Annotated in this window: 16 protein-coding genes; 6 read left to right on the top strand and 10 right to left on the bottom strand. The window is 45.1% G+C overall.

Annotated elements, in window-relative coordinates; translation table 11 throughout:
- The first annotated feature begins 130 nt into the window (after positions 1–130).
- Both MRK00_12815 and MRK00_12810 read left to right on the top strand, forming a co-directional pair.
- Positions 131–781: a hypothetical protein gene (locus MRK00_12815; protein ID MDR4518253.1), complete on the top strand. Its 651-nt coding sequence runs from the start codon at positions 131–133 to the stop codon at positions 779–781.
- 106 nt (positions 782–887) lie between these two features.
- Positions 888–1,424, top strand: coding sequence for a RimK/LysX family protein (locus tag MRK00_12810; GenBank protein ID MDR4518252.1), 537 nt, complete (start codon positions 888–890; stop codon positions 1,422–1,424).
- A 145-nt stretch (positions 1,425–1,569) separates the two neighbouring features.
- On the opposite strand, the gene MRK00_12805 is transcribed toward MRK00_12810, so the two are convergent.
- The 10 genes from MRK00_12805 to MRK00_12760 all read right to left on the bottom strand — a co-directional run bounded on the left by MRK00_12805 (position 1,570) and on the right by MRK00_12760 (position 15,781).
- Positions 1,570–5,106, bottom strand: coding sequence for an FAD-dependent oxidoreductase (locus MRK00_12805; protein MDR4518251.1), 3,537 nt, complete (start codon positions 5,104–5,106; stop codon positions 1,570–1,572).
- Between the two features lie 259 nt (positions 5,107–5,365).
- Positions 5,366–6,562: an EAL domain-containing response regulator gene (locus MRK00_12800; protein ID MDR4518250.1), complete on the bottom strand. Its 1,197-nt coding sequence runs from the start codon at positions 6,560–6,562 to the stop codon at positions 5,366–5,368.
- 3 nt (positions 6,563–6,565) lie between these two features.
- Complete coding sequence (locus MRK00_12795) at positions 6,566–8,539, bottom strand: response regulator (protein ID MDR4518249.1); 1,974 nt, start codon at positions 8,537–8,539, stop codon at positions 6,566–6,568.
- Between the two features lie 525 nt (positions 8,540–9,064).
- A complete protein-coding gene (cysN, locus tag MRK00_12790; GenBank protein MDR4518248.1) occupies positions 9,065–10,354 on the bottom strand; it encodes a sulfate adenylyltransferase subunit CysN in 1,290 nt (429 codons plus the stop codon).
- A 136-nt stretch (positions 10,355–10,490) separates the two neighbouring features.
- A complete protein-coding gene (cysD, locus tag MRK00_12785; GenBank protein ID MDR4518247.1) occupies positions 10,491–11,396 on the bottom strand; it encodes a sulfate adenylyltransferase subunit CysD in 906 nt (301 codons plus the stop codon).
- Between the two features lie 81 nt (positions 11,397–11,477).
- Entirely contained in the window at positions 11,478–12,176 is a 699-nt protein-coding gene (locus MRK00_12780) for a phosphoadenylyl-sulfate reductase (protein ID MDR4518246.1), read from the bottom strand.
- An 11-nt stretch (positions 12,177–12,187) separates the two neighbouring features.
- Positions 12,188–12,721 carry a DUF934 domain-containing protein gene (locus MRK00_12775; GenBank protein ID MDR4518245.1) on the bottom strand — a complete coding sequence of 178 codons (534 nt, stop codon included), beginning with the start codon at positions 12,719–12,721 and terminating at the stop codon, positions 12,188–12,190.
- Positions 12,722–12,726: 5 nt separating this feature from the next.
- Positions 12,727–14,475, bottom strand: coding sequence for a nitrite/sulfite reductase (locus MRK00_12770; GenBank protein MDR4518244.1), 1,749 nt, complete (start codon positions 14,473–14,475; stop codon positions 12,727–12,729).
- A gap of 111 nt (positions 14,476–14,586) precedes the next feature.
- Positions 14,587–14,817 carry a hypothetical protein gene (locus tag MRK00_12765; GenBank protein ID MDR4518243.1) on the bottom strand — a complete coding sequence of 77 codons (231 nt, stop codon included), beginning with the start codon at positions 14,815–14,817 and terminating at the stop codon, positions 14,587–14,589.
- Between the two features lie 184 nt (positions 14,818–15,001).
- Positions 15,002–15,781 (bottom strand): sulfite exporter TauE/SafE family protein, encoded by a 780-nt coding sequence (locus MRK00_12760; protein ID MDR4518242.1) that lies wholly within the window; start codon positions 15,779–15,781, stop codon positions 15,002–15,004.
- A 306-nt stretch (positions 15,782–16,087) separates the two neighbouring features.
- On the opposite strand from MRK00_12760, the gene cysB reads away from it, so the two are divergent.
- The 4 genes from cysB to MRK00_12740 all read left to right on the top strand — a co-directional run bounded on the left by cysB (position 16,088) and on the right by MRK00_12740 (position 21,184).
- Positions 16,088–17,017: an HTH-type transcriptional regulator CysB gene (gene cysB / locus MRK00_12755; GenBank protein MDR4518241.1), complete on the top strand. Its 930-nt coding sequence runs from the start codon at positions 16,088–16,090 to the stop codon at positions 17,015–17,017.
- Between the two features lie 168 nt (positions 17,018–17,185).
- Positions 17,186–18,235: a class I fructose-bisphosphate aldolase gene (locus MRK00_12750; GenBank protein ID MDR4518240.1), complete on the top strand. Its 1,050-nt coding sequence runs from the start codon at positions 17,186–17,188 to the stop codon at positions 18,233–18,235.
- An 80-nt stretch (positions 18,236–18,315) separates the two neighbouring features.
- Positions 18,316–19,965: a gamma-glutamyltransferase gene (locus MRK00_12745; protein MDR4518239.1), complete on the top strand. Its 1,650-nt coding sequence runs from the start codon at positions 18,316–18,318 to the stop codon at positions 19,963–19,965.
- A 166-nt stretch (positions 19,966–20,131) separates the two neighbouring features.
- Positions 20,132–21,184, top strand: a complete 1,053-nt coding sequence (locus MRK00_12740) for an alpha/beta fold hydrolase (protein MDR4518238.1) — start codon at positions 20,132–20,134, stop codon at positions 21,182–21,184.
- The last annotated feature ends 6 nt before the right edge of the window (positions 21,185–21,190 follow it).

Raw genomic sequence — 21,190 nt, 5'->3', positions numbered from 1 at the left:
AGCATCGTTTTTTTCTGTCATCCGCATTTAAAACAGTTATACTGGCGTTATCGTGACAGCACATACATATCGAAGCAACGTCCAGACAAGCCTCTGCAGCGATCCAGATAATCATTAAACGACTATTACCATGTGTTTTTCAGCAGAAGCGAGCTTTATCGTTGGCGGTTCTCTTTTAGTCGTCGGCGCAGCAATCATCAAAAGAATTGATGCCAAGAAAGATATTCCAGTAGCGCTAGTCCCGTTTATTTTTGCAGCACAGCAAATCGTGGAAGGCCTGCTGTGGCTCTCAATAGACAGTGGTAACCCGCAGGCTCAATTCTGGTTAAGCAATAGTTACGGTGTATTTGTTGGCGTTATATGGCCACTTTATGTTCCTTTTGCAATATATTTCGCAGAAACAGATAACACGCGCAAGAAAATAATTGCATTCATTGGAATCTCAGGCCTGTTGTTGGCACTTTATACTGTTATCGGCATAGCCCGTCAGCCGATTACGGCCGAAATCATCAACGACAATATTTATTATGAACATGATGTTCATATCTATCCGCTGGTCATCGTGCTATATCTGATATCCACCTGTTTACCTTTTATTCTATCGAGTTTTAAAAATCTACACTTGGCCGGTTTTGTCATCATGATTGGTTTTTGTATAGCAATTCTCATCTATGCCAAAACCTTTGTATCTGTCTGGTGTTTTTTTGCCGCCATTGCAAGCACACTCATCTTTTTGTATTTTAAGAATAGAATTCAAAAACCGCTTATTCCTGTTCCATAGGGAACGATGTGAATCAGCTACAATCAAACCCAACATAAAACCAATCCGAATTTAAACTCATTATGGATTCGCACAAATAACACCCTATATTGACTTAAATTTTGTTATGACATTACAAAAAAATCATCAAAACTTTTTAATTAATTCTATTGTTTTGACATTTATTTTTCTGTCTTCATCAGCTGCAATAGCAGAAAAATCTATCTACGGTTATCTTGAACCGGTCACATTGGCACCTGACAAAGTCACACTCACAGCAAAACTGGACACAGGTGCAGAATCTGCTTCTATATCCGCAAAAGAAATACAGCGTTATGAAAAAGATGGCACAGAATATGTGAGGTTTAAAGTTTCTCACCCTGAGATGGAACAAACACTGGACTATGACCTACCCATTGTTCGACATGTGCGAATAAAGAAACGAGCAACCGGAAGCATAAAAACCAAAAAGTCTCATTCGCGACCAGTCGTTAACATGCAAATTTACTTTGATGGGAAACCGCATGAAATCATGGTCAATCTGATTGATCGTTCCCACTTCTCAACCCCAATGCTTCTGGGTCGAAAAGCACTAGAAAAGGTAGGCGCCATTGTCGACAGCACTGTAGAGAATACGCTAGCAACAGAAAACGACAATGTTTAAGGGCGAAATAAGCAAAAAACCACTGTAGTGCAATAGTCATCAAAGTCAACAAGCCCTCAACAAAGCTGAGGGCCAGCAATAATCTTCAATTTCCCGTTATATATTCGGGGTTGTTCCCAATGCGTGAACAACCCCAGCAATTAAGCTACATTTTTTCAAGGCAGCGATCAATCCAGCGGCTGGTTAATTTTTCCTGCACGCTGTTTTGTCGCAAGCGAGAAGCCAGTCCCGCAAAATCAACCTGATCGAGCGGTTGATCCTGATTAAAACAGGAAAAAACATACGTTATCTCGCCCGTATCGGGATCCCGATGTGGTTGCAGGCATTGCGCACAGATTTCTTTCATCATGCATTGCATCGGCGAATTAATTGAACCGATCGCAAAATGCTCCGCTTTCAAGTATGGTTTTAGCTGGTTATGCCGTGCCGCACCCACAGCAGCCATCATACGATCCGAACCAATGGCGATAATCCGGTCGACTTCTGATAACGGCACAGGCTGTTCGCCCAATTGACCGTTGCCATACGCCACCATCGCTTCCACAATATTACCGACAAACTGTTTATCACCTGGCCGTGTCGCTTCAAACCCCGGCGCTTCATCGCAACACCAGACAACCGTATCCGCCGCCGCCTCGATTTCAGCGACTTTATATCGATCAGCAAGTTTTTTATAACCCGCAAAATACAGTACTCTGGAACCTGCTGCACGTGCCGCGGCACCAATGGAAAACAATACGGCGTTACCCAGTCCTCCGCCGACAAGGGTGACAGTTTCACCCGGTTCAATTTCTGTCGGTGTTCCTGTCGGCCCCATTAAGATGACCGGATCGCCTGGTCTTAATGTCGCGCACAAATCGGCTGACCCACCCATCTCTAGTGCAATCAATGATACCAGACCGCGCGAAACATCGACCGAGGCACCTGTCAAAGCAATGCCTTCCATTGCCAGGCGTGTATCGCCTGATAAGGGCGCTAATGTGGCGTAATTCTGGAATCGGTAAAACTGACCAGGCTGAAAGCGTTCCGCAGCCAAGGGCGCATGCACAACCACTTCAATAATATTCGATGTCAGTCTCTCAACTTTATGGACTGTAGACCTTAATTGCTGATTGAGGTCAGTGAAGAACTGTTCAGCTGTTTTGTTTGAAACCGGTGCAATTTGTTCAAGCACGCGATTTACGACAGGATAGCCTTGCTTTGCACTGGACATGGCCTTGACGACATTCCCCGAATACGAGGGGTGCAGATCACCAAAAAAGCTGATAAACCGTCCATCCTGCACATTCCTGTAACGTCCCAATAAAACAGATGCGCCAGACTTCGGATTACCGTATTCCGGTGTCGCTGCATTTCCCATCTCATCGCACGAAGCAAAATAACGCCCGTCCAGCTTATAGATTTCCGCATCTTCCCTGGCCAGCACAGTATTGGGTTGTGTGCCCGCAGCAACCAATAACGCATAAGCAGGCAATTCCACCTCACCCATTTTTTGCCATTGACCATCTTCATCACGCTTTTGAACCGCAAACTGAACAGATTGCACATGCTCCCATTGATTTACATTGACCCGTGTCGGTGTTAATCCCTCAGCAAACCAAATCCCTTCTTCCAATGCCTTCTCAACTTCTTCATGGTTCAACGTGTAAGACGGGCTGTCAACCAGGCGTTTCCGGTAAGCAATGGTAGCACCGCCCCAAGACTGCAATAGCGTCAGAATATTGGCTTCCCGTCCTTCCTGCTCGGCTGCTTCACGTTCTGCACGAATGGCGCGCGCATGATTCAGGAATTCATTGGCTATTTCAGTTTCCTCAGCATCCCAGATTGTGCGTAATTTTTCTTCTCCCTGCACAGCAGCGAGAATTTCAAAACGCTGCAGGAATTTCTCGACTTGTATGGGGTAATACGCCAACGCCTCTGTTGCGGTATCAATTGCAGTCAACCCGCCACCGATCACAATCACAGGCAAGCGCAGTTGCATATTTGCGATAGAGTCGTACTGGGCAGCGCCGCTTAATTGTAAGGCCATCAGAAAATCTGAGGCGGCACGCACCCCCCGCGCCAATCCATTAGGCATATTCAACACCGTTGGTTTACCTGCGCCTGCCGCTAAAGCAACATGATCAAAGCCCATCGCAAACGCATCATCGGTTGTCAAAGTACCGCCAAAACGTACACCGCCAAACAATGCAAACTGATCTCTGCGTTCAAGCAACAGGCGGATCAGCTTGAGGAAATTTTTATTCCAGCGAACTGTAATGCCATATTCAGCCACACCGCCAAAACCGCTTGGCATTCGTTCATCCAGATTTTCTTCCAGCTCGCTAGCAAGCCGTATCGGCTGAAACGGTACGCGCGCTCCACGCATATTGACACCGGAAACATGCTCCGGCAAAGGTTCGATTTTAAGCCCGTCAACGCCCACAACAGCATGCCCTTCATTCATCAGATGATGCGCTAATGTATAACCCGCCGGTCCCATCCCCACAACCAGTACTTTTTTACCCGTCGGTGCTTTAGGTACAGGCCGCTTTAGGTTCAACGGATTCCATCGCGTCAGCAAGCTATAAATTTCATAACCCCATGGCAGCGCCAGCACGTCCTTCAACGTGCGGGTCTCGGCCTGAGGAATATCCACAGGTTGCTGTTTCTGGTAAATACAGGATTTCATACAATCGTTGCAAATACGATGCCCCGTACCTGCGCACATAGGATTATCCAGCACAATCATGGCCAGACTGCCAATGGCAATTCCCTGTGTTTTGAGTTTATGAAATTCTGAAATACGTTCTTCCAACGGACACCCTGCAAGTAATGCACCGAGTTCACTTTTTTTGAATGCAGGCATTTCTTCCGGCGATTTGGCTTTTTCCTTCAATCCTTTGGAGCATGAGTCCTTGCCCTGCTCGTGGCACCAGATACAGTAATTCGCCTCATCGAGCGCACCGACAAGGTCTGTGCCTTCATCGGTCAACGCAAATCCTTTTCGTTGCCGCACATGGCCGAGCCGATGGTGCGGAAAACCGTTTGATTCGTCGGTATCCAGGGATATCAGGTGCTGAAAATCCAGTTTGACCGGTGATTTGAATAAAATGCCGTCTTGCGTATGCGCTTGTCCCTCCGGCGTTCTCAACGCCCAGGCAGCGTATTGCAACGCCATTTTCAGGCGTTCTTCATGTCTTGCTTCGTCTTCCATCCACTGCGATACTCTGGTGGCAAAAACCAGTTCCGAGAACGGCTCGCCAAATTCTGCAACCAGTGAATTTTCCAGCGCAATTCCATCAATCTCTGCAAGTTCATCAGCACTGATTTTTCCCTTGGCACGCCGCTGAACAAACTGCCGTTTACAAAAATACAGCGGCGCCAGTTCATGATGTTTTGCCGCTAACACGTTAACTTCCGATTCAATTCCGAACAATCTTGCTACAAAATCCTCCAGCCATGGTGCAATTTCAATTAACAACGCCGATTCATCCTTTGGCTGTAACAACTCCGACTGGGCGCGGGCAGCACATAGTTTTTCGCACAGTGCTTGGTCACCTTCCCGAAGAAAATCCAAAAATGCCTGATCGATTTTGACTAGTCCGTCCCGTTTGTATAAATCCGGTGTTGTGATATTAAAATGATAGTTTGGCGAAGAATCAGTTGCCTGATTGCGGGATGCCGAATCCAAAGTTGTCATAGCGTAATAATAATTAAATTCGAAGATTAAATGATTAATGGATAATGGGTATTTTTATTAATATGTTATTTTCAAAAAAGATTCATACCAAGCCAGCATCGCAACGGATCTGAAAAACAGGCATAAACTAGGCAACGAGAAACAGATGCTCAAATAACATAAACCAAATATTATAATTATAGAGCATTAACACTGATATGCGGCTCATCAGATTTGTGAGAATTAGAGAAGCCACATTTTAATGAAGCTTGCAAGAAAGTCAGGTGCTCAAGCCGTTCAACTGGCTGAATTCGTCATGCGGAAGTGGTTTTGAGATAAAGTAACCCTGAACTTCAGTACATCCAAGTTTTGCCACAAGGTCCCATTCGGCTTGATTTTCTACACCTTCGGCAACAATGTTTAATCCAAACTCTTTTCCCAGATTTACGCTCGACTCTACAATTGCACGTGATGAGGAATCGCTTACAGCCGCATTAACAAATGTTCTGTCTATTTTAAGTTCAGTGAATGGCAAATTATTCAATGTTTCCATACTGGCATAACCTGTTCCAAAATCATCAATTGCCAACCCGAAACCTTTCAATCTAAAACGCGTCAGAATATCCAAACATAAGGCAATATCTTTTCCTATCTTACTTTCTGTTATTTCCAGAATTATCTTATTCGCAGGCACATGAGCAGCACGCGTCACCTCCTCGAAAACCTCAGGCAAATCATGCCGATTCAAGTTTTCCATGGACAGATTAACCGCGGCCTTTAAGTCGAAGCCCATGTTAAGCCATTGCGCTAATTGCTGCACAGATTTTCTGAATATCATCAGCGTAAACTGATCAATCAGATCATATTCCTCAACAACCGGTATAAATTTGTCTGGGGAAATAAAGCCTCTTTTCTTATGAGGCCACCGTGCGAGACACTCAAATCCCGTTATTCGAGAATTTCTAATTGCCACCTTAGGTTGATAGAATACACAGAAATCATCATTTGAGAGCGCATTCTTGACTTCTTTAACGCTAACAAGAGCATTGTCCTCTGACCGTTTTACTTTTACCGCGGGTTGCCGTTGCGGTATTTCCATCAAAATGGCAGTCAACGCATTCAATGTAACCGGTTTTGACAAGGTGCCCGTCACACATAAACCACTGGCTTTTGCAAAACGTTCTGCAGCCTTCAGCAATTGTCGATCAAGCCCGGAAAACAAAACGATATTACCCGAATACCCCTGAACAGCAATATTACGCAGAAATTCGATCCCATCCATTCCAGGCATTTCAATATCACAGATTAATAAATCTATATCCCGTTTCATGTCCTTTATCACAGCAAGGCCCGTCGCACCATCTTGAGCCACCCATATTTTATGAACACCCAGTTCTCTGAGCAATTCACTGACATATTCGAGCATAAATTGGTCATCGTCCAGCAAAAGGACACGATTCTTTTTTTGAGTATTCATTGACTAAGTAACAATAGTGCTTTTCAGGATATTCTTATTGGCCACATCTTCAATTGACTTCAATACGGATTTCAGTTGAGCAACTGTTTCAATCGCTTTCTCAAACTTTTCCTTATCTTTGCAAGTCTCCAGTATTCCGCATAATTCAGAAAATTGAATCGCGCCAATTGTTGCTGACGATGATTTAAGACGATGGCCGATCACAGCGATAGCGAGCATATCTTGCTTTTCTAGCGCATCTTCCAGTTCGATTATGCCTAGATTGGCCGATTTAATAAACATCAATGTGAACTTATGAATTTGTTCAACTTTTACACCCAACTGGTCCGCTAACACCGATGCTTCGGTAAGTATATGGGCACGCTCATCAATTTTGCCATTCAACTCCGGTTTTTCGGGCTGTTCACTAACAGAAATCCTGGCTGAATTGGGCGCAAGCCATTTTGTGAGTGTAGAAAAAAACAGCGACGGATTAACGGGCTTGGCTATAAAATCGTTCATACCCGCGTCCATGCACAACGCCCTGCTATTCTCATCAGCATTCGCTGTATATGCCAGCACCGGGATATTAGTCCATTCTTCTTTTTCACGAATAATCCGCGTTGCTTCCAGACCATCCATAACAGGCATTTGAATATCCATCAAAATACAGTCAAATTCAGACTGACCAAGATAATCAATAGCTTCCTTACCATTTCTGGCAACCACAACATATGCACCACCCGATTCAAGCATCTCCTGCACAAGCTGCGAGTTAATTTCATTATCATCAACAACCAAGATAATACAACCCTTGAAAGGATGGTGCACGTCTTCAATCAGACTGTAGGGATAAGGGTCTTCATTTTCATCATTGATATCTTCTTTAACAGAACTTAATCGAACGGTAAACCAGAAGCAACTTCCCGCACCCAATTTACTCTTTACACCAATTTCCCCGCCCATCATTTCGACCAGGGTCTTGCTGATCGCAAGACCTAATCCAGCACCTTCAAATGATCGTGAATTAGAAGCATCGACCTGATTAAATGGCTGAAAAAGCATATGGAGCTGACTTGCATCGATCCCAATTCCGGTATCCTCGACTTCAAAAGATAACAAGCAGTCAGTTTCGTTATTCTGAAGCATACTCACACGAATAATAATCTTTCCCCGATCAGTAAATTTGACTGCATTACTGACCAGGTTATAAAGCAGCTGACCCAGTCTTTGGGCATTGCCATACAAACTTAAAGAACTATTCAGTTCAAGTTTCTGAACCAGTGCAATCCCCTTTTTGTTCAGGATAGACGTAAATTTATTAATAACGTTATTAACCAGTTGAGGTATATTGACTAACTCAATTTCTGCGGCATTCTGTATTTCCTTCAATCCGGATTGATCAATGATATTGTCAATCATCGTGAGTAATCTTTCAGATGAAACGAGAATATTTGAAATATACCCATTTTGTTTCATATTCAAATTTGTTCTTTTAAGCAAATGCGCCATGCCAATAATGCTGTTCATTGGCGTTCTAATTTCATGACTCATATTGGTCAAGAATCTGCTTTTTACCCGGTTTGCAGCATGCGCAGCAAGCCTTGCCTGTAACAATTCAGTCTCATACTTTTTTCGCTCGGTTGTATCGATCCGAACCGAAATGTAATTGATTATTTGACCCGTTTCATTCAAATGCGGCACTATTGCCGTGTTGACCCAAAAAAAAGTACCGTCTTTCGCCCGATTACAAATTTCTCCTGTCCAGATTTCCCCTTTACTTATGGTCTTCCACAAGTCTTCAAAGAACGCCTTTGAATGCTTACCGGAATTCATGATGCTATGTTTCTGGCCTAATAATTCTGCGCGCGTATATTTACTGGCAGATAAAAATCTGTCATTAATTTCGAGAATTCTCCCGGCCTTGTCTGTTACAGAAACCAGGACAAATTGATCTATTGCATGCTTATAGCTGAGTAATTCAGTTGCACTGTTCACTATATCTATAGTTTCTTTATTAATATCTTGTTCGTACTTTTAATTGATTTCACTATGGCGCTTCACTATTTGAGATCAAAAACAAGCAAAATACCACTTCACACACACATGACTGCAGGCACTGAAAAACGAATTGCTTATTAAAGTTAACAAAACCCATCTCATCAGAGATTTATTAATCCCACTTTATTTACCGAAACAATTTTCGATAGAAGAAAAGTGCAAAGCGCAATAAAAAATAGGACAAAAAGCAATTACAACGGCAACAAAATACACAAATTCAAACCTATCGATGTGGCACAAGAACTCCACCTCCTGAATCACTTATACTGTGTTGATGACAATTCACATAGCCAGCCCACCAAAACCAGAGTAAAAACATCAGCTTTGCAGAAAGCAGCACCATTTTTGACAAGCTGGTTCATCCAAAGCCGAAATACGAATACTCAAACGATCGCTAATTATGCTTCGAGTGAAAGCAGTTCAATTGAAAGAAAAAAATGGAAAGCACCGCTTAATTATTTGTTAAGAATCGTGCTTGTTAGAACCAATCATGCCAGCCGCAACAGTATTATTACTGCTTTCATCGATTACAATAAAACAACCCATTGAACGATTGTGCTGATAGTCGTCACAAACCAGTGGCTGTTGCACCTTGATACCTACATGTGCAATATCATTCATTTTCAGGGTCTGTACCGACTCATGATCCATTGTATTGACATCAACCCGGTAATCGATGCGATTTATAACGGCCTTGACTATACGCGTCGTATGTTTGATCAAGTACTTTCGCCCCGGATCAAGCGACTGCTCTGAAAGCCAACATACCATCGCGTCAAATTCCTTGGTGACCTGCGGCAAATCGCCTGTTTTTACCAGAACATCGCCACGTGAAATATCCAGATGGTCTTCGATCGTTAAGGTCACAGATTGCGGCGCAACCGCGTCATCAATATTGCCTTCGTATAACACAATTTCTTTGATCCGTGAGTTAAGTCCTGAAGGTAATACTGTAACCGCATCACCTACACACACTGAACCTGATTCAATGCGGCCCATATATCCCCTGAAATCATGCATCTCCTTGGTTTGTGGCCGGCATACCCACTGCACTGGAAAGCGGAAGTCCTCACGATTGACATCATGGGTAATAGAAATATTTTCAAGCAAATCCATTAATGTCGTCCCTTTATACCAATTCAGATTCTCTCCCCGTTCAACAACCATATCGCCATTAAGCGCGGACATTGGAATAAAATCAATATGATGCAGATCCAGTCGTTCAGCAAAACTGGAAAAATCCTTGCAAATTTCATCAAATACCGATTGAGAATACTCAACCAGATCCATCTTGTTGACTGCCACGACCAGATGCGGAATACCTACCAAACTGGCCAGATAGGCATGGCGACGTGATTGTGTCAGCACGCCTTTGCGGGCATCAATCAGGATAACTGCCAGATTTGCAGTAGAAGCGCCGGTTACCATGTTACGGGTATACTGCTCGTGCCCGGGTGTGTCTGCAATAATGAACTTGCGTTTTGGCGTAGCAAAATAGCGATAGGCGACATCAATGGTAATACCCTGTTCGCGCTCTGCCTGCAGCCCATCGGTCAACAAAGACAAATCAACACCTTCCATTCCACGTTTACGTGTGGTGTTGGTAATAGAGCTCAATTGATCTTCAAAAATAGACTTTGAATCATGCAACATACGTCCAATCAAAGTGCTTTTACCATCATCCACACTACCAGCGGTTATAAAACGCAGCAACTCGGTCTGATCAAGTGCAATTTTTTCAATTTCAGACATTTGGATCCCTTCAGGAAATTCAATCCACCGCGGCAACATAACACACGCTATCGTTCATGCTCTGTTCAATATTTGAGTTGATTAAAAGCGGTGTTTTTTCAACCAACTCAATCCGACCGTCAAAAAACAGGAAATGCTAAAAATAACCTTCTTTCTTGCGTAATTCCATGGAAGCATCAGAAGTCTGGTCATCCATTCGCGTGGCGCCACGTTCGGTAATACGCGTCATCGCTGTCTCGGCAATGATATCCTCTACAGTGGCAGCGTCAGATGCGACAGGACAGGTACAGCTCATGTCGCCAACCGTACGAAAACGTACTGTTACCTGCTCAGCTTTCTCCCCTTCCCTGGGTTGCACCAGATGAGATACGGGAAGCAGACCGGCATCCCGCCGAATCACTTCACGTTCATGGGCAAAATAGATTGACGGCACTTCAAGTTTTTCACGCGCGATATATTCCCAGACATCCAGTTCAGTCCAGTTACTGATTGGAAAAACACGAATATTCTCACCCGGATGTGTACGGGTGTTATATAAATCCCACAATTCGGGGCGCTGGTTCTTGGGGTCCCATTGACCGAATTCGTCTCGAAACGAAAAAATCCGTTCTTTGGCGCGTGCTTTTTCTTCGTCACGGCGTGCCCCGCCGATACAGGCATCAAAACTGAACTCAGCGATTGCATCCAGTAACGTTACAGATTGAAATGCATTGCGGCTCTGTGTTTCTGAACGGAGCACTACCCTGCCTTTTTTGATCGAATCTTCCATACTCCGCACAATCAGGCGTTCACCCAGTTCTGCAGCACGATGATCGCGAAACTCGATGACCTCCGGAAAATTATGCTCGGTGTCAATATGCATTAACGGAAAGGGAAAACGGCCGGGACGAAATGCTTTTTCAGCCAAGCGCAATAAAACAATTGAATCTTTGCCGCCCGAAAATAACAAAACGGGATTACTACATTCTGCAGCTACCTCTCGCATGATATGAATGGATTCACTTTCCAACGCATCGAGATGGGTGAAGGGACGATTACTCATATAACATTCTCTCTACTCACAAAAACATCAACAAAACATCCATGCTCGCCGACAAACAATAACGCTTCGCATTAAAAATACTTATTTGAGCGGAATAACATTATTCATATGCAACCCGCATTCTTTATTTTCCGGAGCTTCCCACCACCATCGCCCGGACCGTATATCTTCACCCGGTGTAATTGCACGCGTGCAGGGCGTACAGCCTATACTCGGATAGAACTGATCATGCAGTTTGTTATACGGCACATCGAATTTTTTGAGATACGCCCAGACTTCATCCAGCGTCCACTCTAGCAATGGATTCACTTTCTGCATGCGGTTACTGATATCGTAAGCCGAAACTTTGAGATCTACCCGTGTCGTTGCCTGTTCACGCCGAATACCCGTTATCCATGCATGTTTACCAACCAGCGCGCGTCGTAATGGTTCGACTTTACGAACATGACAGCAGGCCTTGCGTAATTCAATACTCTGATAAAATCCATTGACGCCATTTTTCGAAACATAGGCTTCGACCTGCTTGACATTTGGAAAATAAATACGCAACGGCGTTTGGTAGCGATCACGCACGATCTGCATCAAATCATAAGTTTCCTGAGGCAAACGCCCGGTGTCCAGGCTGAACATTTCAATATCGAGCTTGTAACGATCAATGACATCTGTCAGCACCATATCTTCTGCACCCAGACTATTGGCGAATGCTACCGGAGCAAAATTATGCACCGTATCCGCAAGCACGGTAACTACCTGTTCAATTTTTTGTACCAAATCAATCATGCTCGGCCATTTTAGCTATTTATCGTTTCAGCGGAAGGTTTACCCTTCCGTTGAACACGCCTAAATAGCGGCAGTTTTTCTTCAAAGGAAGTTTGATACACTTCGGAAAAATCCTCAAAACCTCTCATTGCATCATGAATATCACGATCCGGTCTTGGAGCAAAAGCGTCAAAACCAACACGGCGCATATAGAAAAGCTGATCGCGTAAAACATCGCCTATGGCGCGTAATTCACCGGTATACCCCAAACGCGCCCTCAAATTATAGGCGATAGAATAACCCCGTCCATCAGAGAATTTTGGAAAATCAACTGCAATAACCTGAAATTTCTGCACGTCTGCTTTTAAATCCTCGGGGCGTTCGTCACTGGCAAACCAGACACCCAGATCATTGCGCTGTTTTAAACCATCTCGCTGCGCGAACCAAACTTTCAACGGTACAATCACCTTTCCGTCTGGAATGGAGACATTTTCCGCAGTTTCCTGCTCACCTAACCGAATAACCTGCCAGTCGTCTTCCACGAGCATTTTATTTTTAATAATCATCATGATCAAAACCTTGGAGAGTAGAAAGGAATCGCATACTGGGCAGGATCCATCGCCTCGTCGTCGTGATCGTTTTTTACAGGCTCCTCTTCAAAATCTGTCGCATACACATGGTCTTTAAACGGTTTATGGCCTATTCTGCATACCGTATCAATAAAACGTTCGCCTTCGTCGATACGCTCCCTTAGATAAACCTGCAAAATCCGGTCAATCGCTTCAGGTACCTGATGAAACGTAAACGAAGGCCCCAAAATTTTGCCCATTGCGCAATCGTTGCCTTCAGCACCACCGATAGAAACCTGATACCACTCCTCGTGATTCTTTTTTTCAACGCCGGTCACGCCGATATTTCCGATATGATTCTGTCCACATGCATTCATACACCCCGAAATATTCAATGTTATTTCACCGATATCTTGCTGAAAATCAATGCGCTCAAAGCGTTCCGCGATTAATTTGGACAATGGGATAGAACGCGCATTGGCCAACGTACAAAACTCTGCACCCGGACAGCTTATCATATCTGTCAACAAGCCTATATTTGGCGAGGCAAGTTCAAATTTTTCAACTTCATGCCAGAGCGCAACCAAATCGGATTGTCTGACATCTGCAAAAACGACATTTTGTTTATGGGTAATACGCATTTCACCAAAACTATACCGATCGGCCAAATCAGCAATGGCATCCATCTGCGCATCAGTAGCATCACCGGGCGCATTACCCGGCTTTTTCAAGGACAATACCACGATGGCATAACCCGGTACGCGATGCGCAATGACATTCCGTGACATCCAGTTGGAAAAATTCCGATTATCCGCTTTAAATTCATTCAGTTTTGAATCATGGTCCGGTAACGTTTCATAATCCGGATCGGTAAAAAAACTGGCCATGCGATCGACTTCCTCGACAATCAACGTGCCCGGACCATCTTTGAGATCAGCCCAGTCTGCTTCAACCAGACGTCTGAATTCATCTATTCCCAGCGCTTTCACAAGAATCTTGATACGCGCCTTATACTTATTGTCGCGTCGACCGAACTGATTGTATATGCGCAAGATCGATTCCACATAAGTCAGCAAATGCTGCCACGGTAAAAACGCACAAATTTCACTGCCTACAATCGGCGTTCGTCCAAGACCGCCACCCACCAGAACACGAAAACCGATTTCCCCCTGTGCATTTTTCGTAACGGACAGCCCAATGTCGTGTGCAAGTATTGCGGCGCGGTCTTCCTTGCCGCCACTGATCGCAATCTTGAATTTACGCGGCAGATAAGCAAATTCCGGATGGAAGGTACTCCACTGGCGCAAAATTTCTGCATAGGGACGAGGATCGACAACTTCATCCTGCGCCACGCCGGCAAACTCGTCTGAAGTTATATTGCGTATGCAATTACCGGATGTCTGAATCGCATGCATTTGCACGGATGCCAGATCGGCCAGAATTTCAGGCGTATCCTCCAACTTGAGCCAGTTGAACTGTATGTTCTGCCGCGTGGTGAAATGCCCGTAGCCGCGATCATATTTGCGCGCAATATGTGCAAACATACGCATCTGTGTTGAAGAAATCAGCCCATATGGCACAGCAATGCGCAACATATAACCATGCACCTGCATATACAGTCCATTTTGCAGTCTTAAAGGCAAAAACTCCGTCTCCGTCAATTCATTTGCCAAACGCCGACGAACCTGATCGCGATATTGCGCAACACGTTCATCAATAATGTTTTGATCATATTCATCGTAACAATACATAGTTTTAAAGCCCCGTTTATTTTTTCTACCTGCTACTCAAACCGCTCAACAAATCTACCTGCATTTTTATAATCGAATTCAAACATTTTTATCGATCAACTGTATTCAACTTCAGGATTCAGTTTTACTGTAAACTTTGGAGGCAGGCAACTTCAACGCCGCATCCAATGGAAACTTGGCGCCGTATTTCATGATGTGGTCGACATCATCATCTTCATCATGCCTGAGCGCCATACCGATATAGGCAAAATCGCCTGTCTCTCCGACCACAATACCTATACGCCCGCCACATCCATTAAACCAGGTAACCTGTTTCGGTTTATTCTCTACATTCGTACTCATAACAATAATTCCTTGTTTCGTATTAACTTAAAACCGTTGAAGCAATTCCTGGCCAATTCATCCCGTAGCCTTTCTCAAACCACATCGCTTTTATACTCCTCCGATTCAGTTCCCAAATTCAATTATAAAACTTCTATCGATAGGCATCTTTACATGCATCCATCAATTACATCCCCAATTATCGCTACAAAATCAGCTTGACGCCAATCAGAATAAGTATTGTCGCCAGCACCGGCCGTAAAAAGCGATCCGGTATCCGTTTACTGACATGACTACCAAAGTATATTCCTGGTAAAGAACCTACCAACAGACTCATCAACAAGCTGTAATCCACCGACCCCATATAAGCGTGTCCCATGCCCGCGACCAGTGTCAATGGTACGGCATGGGCAATATCACTGCCCACCAGCGTGACAGCGGGCAAACGCGGATACAGCATAAATAATACAACCATACCCAGAGCACCCGCACCAACCGATGAAATGGTAACAAGCACACCCAGAATTACGCCTGTAATAACTGTCGCAGATAAAATATGCCGATCACGCCATTCTACCAAAAAACCAAAATGCGACCTGCCCAGACGCGTCAACTGCTGTCGGAATAACAGTGCCATCGCAGTCAAGATCAAGGCAATACCAAGTGTGCTGGTAATCAAACTGGAAAAAAATTCTTGATCGACACTGATAACGCTTAAAAATATAATTGTAGCAATAGCCGCCGGCACACTCCCCATTGCCAGATGACCAACAAGCGTCCAGTGTACCGTTTTCTGCCTACCATGAACCCACGCGCCACCAGCCTTTGTCAATGCAGCATACAGCAAATCTGTTCCAACCGCTGTGGCCGGCGGAATATTAAATACCATAATTAACAATGGCGTCATCAAGGAACCGCCGCCTACACCGGTCACGCCAACAATAAAACCAACAACGAGCCCCGATAACGTATAACCCCATTCCATTATGTTTACCTGGTTATGGGCTTCCCTAAAAACTCATATTTGCGAGCATCCGCATCGCGGATTGCCTGCATACCCCGTTTCGTTACAGTGCTGCTATACTCACAAAAAATGTTCCCTGCAAATCAATCAAATTGCGTCAACATTTTTTGTTCTCGCCGCTTATTGTATAGAGCGCTGAATTTTTAGAGACACCCTTATTATTTTTAATTTTTTTGGAAAGGCGGCATCTTAACAACATCTCTATATAATTCAAAATACTATTATGTTAGATTATTATAATAATAAATTATTAAAATCGGCTTTTAAATGAAATTACAGCAATTACGTTATCTCTGCGAGACTGCAAACCAAAGTCTCAATCTGTCCAAAGCCGCAAAAAAACTGTACACATCGCAGCCCGCTATCAGCAAACAGATCCAGCAACTTGAAGAAGAACTGGGCGTGCTGATATTTATTCGCAACGGCAAACGCATTGTTCAAGTAACGCCTCAAGGAGAAATCATTATTCAGATTGCACGAAAAATATTGCAAGAAACTGAAAATATGAAAAAAGCCGCGCAAGATTATACGCGTGAAGGTGGAGGATCATTGACCATTGCCACTACACATACACAAGCCCGTTATGCCTTGCCGCCCGTTATTAAGCGCTTTACCACGCTTCACCCCAAAGTCCGGCTTGTTTTGCGCCAGGGCAGCCCTACCCAGATTTCCGAACTGGTTTCCTCGGGTGAAGCCGATATCGCCATCGCAACCGAAGCGATTGAACATTTTCAAGAACTCATCATGTTGCCTTGCTATCAATGGAACCGTTGCGTTGTCGTTCCGCCTGACCATCCATTGTTGACTAATACAGTGTTGACACTCAAAGCAATCAGTCAACATCCTATTATCACTTATGACTTTGCATTTACCGGCCGTTCTAAAATAAACCAGGCTTTCGAAAGAGAAGGGCTCACGCCCAATGTCGTATTAACAGCGATCGATTCCGACGTCATCAAAACCTATGTGGAACTGGGATTGGGTATCGGCATTCTGGCCAAAATGGCGTTTGACCCCAAACGCGACAAACAACTCAGGGCAATCGACGCAAGCCATTTGTTCGAACCCAGCACAACACGCATCGGCATCAGCCGCAACAGCTATCTACAAGGATTTGTGTTCGATTTTATCGAAATGTTCGCACCGCACCTGAAAAAAGCCGAGGTCAAATCCAAATTGAAAAATTATCCAGTTTGAATTTTTATATCATAGTTCACACAGTCATTATTATTATGGCAAGATATCAGTGCTCACATATTCCGGGCAGGCAAGTTTTTCTGACAATTTTTACTGGAAACTCGTTACGCAATCAACGATTCCAACAGCCAACCGATCAATCCGCACTTGATCCAAATAGGAGGAAACATGACAAACATCTCTGCCATCCTGAAAGAAGAGGTCGATATACTGCTCAATCATGCCTGCAAAACTATTCCGAAGGAAAGGCTGCACATTCCGGGTCCCGATTTTGTCGATCGCGTGCTGATCACAAACAATCGCAAGCCAGGTGTATTACGCAACCTGCAGTCGTTATACAACCATGGACGTCTTGCGGGAACAGGCTATTTATCCCTGCTGCCGGTCGACCAAGGCGTTGAACATTCCGCTGGCGCGTCCTTTGCGCCCAATCCGATGTTCTTTGATCCGGAGCATATTGCCAGACTTGCCATCGAGGGCGGCTGTAATGGTGTCGCATCCACTCTGGGCGTACTCGGCAGTATTGCCCGCAAGTATGCGCACAAAATACCGATGATCCTCAAAATTAATCACAATGAATTACTGACTTATCCCAATCACTACGACCAGACCATTTTTGCCAGCGTTGATCAGGCCTTCGAGATGGGCGCCTGCGCAGTCGGCGCAACTGTATTCTTTGGTTCTGCAGAATCGCGCCGGCAGATACAGGAAATCACGGAAGCATTCGAACATGCGCACGACTTGGGCATGGTCACCATCCTGTGGGCTTATACGCGTAATCCGGCCTTTCAAACCGCGGATAGAGATTACCACGTCAGCGCCGATCTGACAGGCCAGGCAAATCATCTCGCGGCAACCATCGGCGCCGACATCATCAAGCAAAAAATGGCCATCAACAACGGCGGCTACAACGCGCTGAAATTTGGCAAAACAAGCTCCAAGGTCTATGACGAACTGACCACAGACCACCCGATTGATCTGGTTCGCTACCAGGTCGCCAATTGTTATATGGGACGTATCGGCATGATCAATTCAGGCGGCGAATCCGGCAGCGATGACTTGCACCAGGCGGTACGCACCGCAGTCATCAACAAACGCGCCGGTGGCATGGGTCTTATTTCCGGGCGCAAGGCATTCCAGAAACCGTTCGAGGAAGGCATCAAACTGCTTAATGCCATTCAGGATGTGTATTTATCCAAAGAAATCACCATCGCATAAACAATGCTGGAGAATCGCGCTTTAAAGGGACAACCAAATTGAATGAGCACTGAAATATGGATATTTCTTAGTCCGGATTTATGAAATTATCCGATGAAATCATGCTGGACAGAGAAGACGCGAGAAATAACCCATCGTTATGGTATACCTCGTCATCAAACGGAATTGTTACCTCGGCGCACTATAAAGCCACTGAAGCCGGTGCCCAGGTGCTTGCGATGGGCGGCAATGCGGTGGACGCAGCCGTTGCAACATCGCTCGCTCTTGGCGTTGTAGAACCGGCGGGCTCGGGCCTCGGCGGCATGGGCATGATGATGGTTCATTTAAAAAAGGAAGCCAGAACATTCGTCATTGAAGGTCCTTGCCGTGCCCCGGCAAAGGCAAAACCTGAAATTTACATTTCCATGGCGAATGAATATATGAATCATCGCAGCATGGAATCCACGCGCGAAAATCTTGAATCAGCCGCAGGTATTGTCAGGAAATCGGGTTACCCGGCAATAGCAATCCCCACGAATCCAGCCACGCTCTCACATGCGCTTAAAAATTACGGTTCAATGAATCTTGAACAGATCATGGCGCCCGCCATCAGTCTCGCCGAAAATGGTTATCTGATCACACCCTTCCAGAACAAGTTAATGACAGAATACAGGTCTCAGGTCAGGAAAGGGAATGCGGCCAGTCTCCTTTTCGGCGGCAGCGATGATGTTCCCAAATCGGGCACGCTCGTAAAGAATCCATCCCTTGCCAAAACCCTCAAACACCTGTCCAGGCATGGTTTGGAAGATTTCTACAATGGCGCAATTGGCAAGGAAATCGTTGAAGACATGCGTCTAAATAACGGTTTCATTACTGCCGACGACATGGCAAACATACCTTGGCCCCGCGAATCCAGGCCAATTAATGGAAACTTCAAGGACTGGAAAATCATGAGTACGCCACCGCCGGGCGGAGGAACCACGCTGATCCAGATGCTAAATCTATTTGAAGCAATGACCCGGGATAACTTTGACCCTGACACACCCGAAGCAGCCGTGCTTTTTGCTTCAATAATTAACAAAGCAAGGATTGACAGAAGAGATTCCTTCAAAAAAGCGCACGACAAATCGGAAAACCTTTCAAGTGGCACATATGCTTCTCAGACCGCCGACCGGCTCAGGGCAAATCTTTCCGGCGAAGGTGAAACAACCCATTTTAACGCGATTGACCGGTATGGCAATGTTGTATCCATGACCCAGTCCATAGAACGGTCATTTGGGTCGAAAATTGCCACGCCGGGGCTCGGTTTCTTATATAACGGCTTCATGAAGGCTTTCAAGCTCAGAAACAAAAAACATCCTCATTACCTAAAACCCGGCGCCGTCGCGCGCTCAAATGCTTCACCGACTATCGTTTTCAAGGATAAAAAGCCGATATTTGCAATCGGTTCAACCGGTTCCGAACGGATAGCCTCGAGCATGTTCCAGGTTTTGACAAGACTTCTTAATCAATCGCCTTTTGAGGCGGTAAAAGCACCGAGACTGCACTGTACCCCCGAAAGACAGGTATTTCTCGAAGCCGAAAGATTTAGCACAGATACAATATCATTACTAAAAAAACATGGCTTTGAAATAAACCCCTATGATGCATGGTCATTTTCTGTCGGAGGACTTCACCTTGCCGGGACAAATGACAACAAATGCTGGGGAGTGGCTGAACCCAGAAGAGATGGAGCCGCGGCAGGGTATTGAATTTAGATTCGGTATTTTTTACCTTGTTAGGCCTTCAACTTTGTAGCTCATCAGTTTCATTTGTTTTGGCGACAATCCACTTTTGATTCACAAAACACACTGCATTGAATATCATATTCATCGCTTTATAAACGCATCAAATAATTCACCTCAAGAAAATATCACTATGGATGCAAAACAGTATTACACCGCCGAAGTACATGGTGAATATCGGATTTTCGAACTAGGCGACTTTACCGTAGCCGAAGGCGCCACCATACCCGATTGCCAGCTTGCCTACACAACATTGGGTACGCTGAATGCCGCCAAAGATAACGTTATTCTAGTCCCCACCTGGTTTTCAGGCAGCCACCAGATCATGCAGCAGGTCTATGTCGGCGAAGGGCGCGCATTAGATCCGGAAGAATACTTTATCGTCATTATCAATCAACTGGGAAATGGCTTATCCAGCGCACCGCACAACACACCATTTCCGCGTAATCAGGCCAATTTTCCGCAACTGCGTATCAGTGACGATGTCGGGGCGCAGCACCAACTGTTAACCGAACTATATGACATTGACTCTTTGGCATTAGTTGTTGGCGGCTCAATGGGTGCGCAGCAAACGTATGAATGGACAGTGCGCTATCCTGACATGGTAAAACGCGCAGCACCGATTGCCGGAACTGCACAAGTCACACCGCATAATTTTCTGTTCACACAAGGCCTGCAAAACAGCATTATGTCCGACCCCGCTTGGTTGAACGGCTGGTATGAACAATCAACGGATGTGCATATCGGATTAAGACGGTTGGCTGAACTTTGCAACTTGATGGGCTGGAGTCCGGTGTTTTTTACCCAGGAACGCTGGCGTGCGCTGGGTTTTACCACGCTGGAAGATTTTATCACCCGGTTTATGATCGGTTATTTTGGGGCGATGGATCCGAATAACCTGTTAGCCATGATCAAAAAATGGCAGCTTGGCGATATCTGTTACCAGCGCAGCGTTACGCTGAAGGATGTGCTGGCCAAGATAAAAGCCAAGGTTTTTGTCCTGGCCATTGAGGGCGATTTAATGTTCCCACCAGCAGATTGCAAGAACGAACAAACAATGATTCCGAACAGCGAATTTCACATCATCCGCACCGCGGACGGACATTTTGCTTTATTTGGCACGGATCCACACTATCTGGAACAAGTCGACGCTCATCTTAAGACACTTCTTGCCACACCCGCCTAAACTGCT

The organism is Nitrosomonas sp. (assembly GCA_031316255.1).
In the GTDB taxonomy this organism is placed as follows: Bacteria; Pseudomonadota; Gammaproteobacteria; order Burkholderiales; family Nitrosomonadaceae; genus Nitrosomonas.
Note: the sequence above shows the minus strand (reverse complement) of the source record. Positions and strands in the feature narration are given on the sequence as shown.